The organism is Streptomyces apricus (assembly GCF_008369065.1).
Lineage (GTDB): Bacteria > Actinomycetota > Actinomycetes > Streptomycetales > Streptomycetaceae > Streptomyces > Streptomyces apricus.
In genome coordinates, this window is sequence record NZ_VDFC01000020.1 from 33,678 (window position 1) to 36,045 (window position 2,368).

At 76.5% G+C, this 2,368-nt stretch carries 1 protein-coding gene; it reads right to left on the minus strand.

Annotated elements, in window-relative coordinates; translation table 11 throughout:
- Positions 1–275: 275 nt before the first annotated feature.
- A partial coding sequence (locus FGF04_RS07180) for a helix-turn-helix transcriptional regulator (RefSeq protein ID WP_149510405.1) occupies positions 276–2,368 on the minus strand: 2,093 nt, incomplete at its 5' end.

The following is a 2,368-nucleotide window of genomic DNA, read 5'->3' on the forward strand; positions in this document are numbered from 1 at the left end:
GTCCAATGAGGGAACTCCCTGCGGTGGTGACCGAGGGTTAACCCTCGGTCACCTTGTTGGAGGGGTGCGGGAGTTGGGCCCGGCGGGGTGGCTGCGGCCGTGGAGAGGTGACCGCCGGTGGGGGCTGGTCGCGCAGTTCCCCGCGCCCCTGAAAAACGAGCCGTCACCCGCGCCCGGAACCGAAAGGCCGCGCAGGTGCCAGTGCTCCTGAAAAGCGCGCCCGAGGGTGAAAGGTTGCGCAGTTCCCCGCGCCCCTGAAAGAGCGTCAAGCTCTTTTAATGTGGGCGGTGTTGGCCTGCTGCCAGGCGGACTATGTCCACCCGGGAGCGGATTCCCAGCTTGCGGTAGACGCGGGTCAGGGTCGCCTCGACCGTCTTGACGCTGATGAACAGGCGTCCCGCGATCTCGCGGTTCGTGGCGCCCTCCAGGACCAGCGCCGCCACCTGACGCTCCGTCGCGGCGAGACGGTCCAGGTGGGGCAGCACGGACTCCGGGGCGGCCGGGGCCGCCGGGGCGGGGACCGGCGGCGAGCCGGGGGCGGCCACCGCCGCGGCGACCGCGTCCAGTTGGCGCAGCCACGGCATCGCCCGGCAGCGGCGGAACAGCCGCGCCTCCTCTTCTTCCTCCCCCCTTCCCTCCCTCTTCTCCCGCCGCCTCTCCCGCGCGAACGCGGCCCGGGCCTCCTCGAGCCCGTAGCCGAGCTGCGCCAGCCGGTCCTGCGCCGACAGCAACTGCCGTACCGCGGGGTCGTGTTCGCCGTTCGCCGCCTTCACCAGCGCCTCGGCCCGGTCCAGTACGGCCAGGACGCTCGCCCGCCGCAGCCGTACCGCGTGCTCGCGCGCGGCCGTGATGACGTCCTGCGCCTCGGCCGGCTCGCCGACGAGGACCAGGGCCTCGGCGAGGTCGCCGTGCCAGCGGCCCCGCGCCGGGTCGAGGATGCCGAGCCGCTGCTCCGACTCCCGCGCCCGGCGCAGGGAGTGCACCGTGCCGGCGGCGTCCCCGGCCACCAGCTGGGCGTGCCCGAGCGCGGCCAGGGCCCGCGAGAGGTAGATCAGGTCCCCGTCCTCCTCGGCGCGGCGCACCGCGTCGCGGGCCAGCACCAGCGCCCGGTGCACGTCGCCGCCGGCGGCCTCGGCGAGCGAGGTGAACATGTTGCCCGCCGCCTCGCCGATCCCGGTGTCACGGGAGAGCCGCAGGCTCTCGTGGGCCAGGTCCAGCGCCCGCCCGCAGTGCCCGGAGCGCAGTTCGGTCTCGGCGAGCCCGCGCAGGAAGTGCACCTCGCTCTCCACGATGCCGCGCCGCCGCACCTCGCCGAGCAGCCGGGTGATCGCGGCCCGCGCGTCGGTCAGCTGATCGCTCATGATCAGCCAGCGGAAGCGGGTGGCACCGGCGCCGTTGTGGTCGACGGCGACCCGCAGGTCCTGCGGTTCCGCCAGCGCCTTCTCCAGCGTCGCCGGGGCCGCGGGGTGCCCCATCAGGGTCTCCATCTGGGCCTGGAAGGACAGGGCCAGCAGCTCGGTGCTGCGGTCGCCCGCGGTGGCGGCGAGCCGCGCCGCGTGCGCGGCCTCCGCACGCCCCTTGCCCATCTCGCCCTCCACCAGGAGCGCCCGCCACGCCAGTTGGTAGCGGACCAGGGCGAGCAGCCGCGGGTCGTCGCCCGCGTCCGCGAGGGCCTGCGGGAACACGGACTCGACGTCGGCCATCGCCTGCCCGGCCGCGTCGATCACGACCATCCAGGCCCGGACCCGCACGGCCGGGTCCGTCGCCCGCTCCAGGACGTCGCGGGCCACCTCGCGCGCCAGGTCGATCTCGCCGGAGGTCAGCGCGTCCTCGGCGGAGCGCAGCCGCCGTTCGTCCGCGCCGGGCCGGCCGTCCGCCGGGGTGTGCCGGGCGGCGAGCAGCCCGAGCTGGGCCGCCACCGAGGGCGCGCCGCGGTCCCGGGCCAGGGCCGCCGCCTCGGAGAGCCGCGCGGCGACCTGTTCGTCGGTGCCGGTGGTGGCCAGGGCGAGGTGCCGGGCCCGCTCGATCGGCTCGGAGGCCGCCGTGGACAGGGCGGCGTGCGCGGCCCGCCGTTCGAAGGGGGTCGCCTGGGCGTACAGGGCGGCCGAGACCAGGGGGTGCGCGAACCGCACGGCGCCCTCCGGGCCCTCCGTGCCCTGCGCCGCCACCAGTCCGAGCGAGGCGGCGAGGGCGGTCTCCGCCTCCGCGTCGCTGCGGCCCGCGGCCTCCAGCAGGGCCTGGGTGGGGCGGGCCCCCGCGCTCGCCACCAGGAGGGTCTGCCGGGCCTCGGCGGACAGCAGCTCCAGCCGGCTGAGCACGAGGGCGCGCAGCGAGGTCGGCACGGGCAGCGGCTCACCGGGCCGGGGCG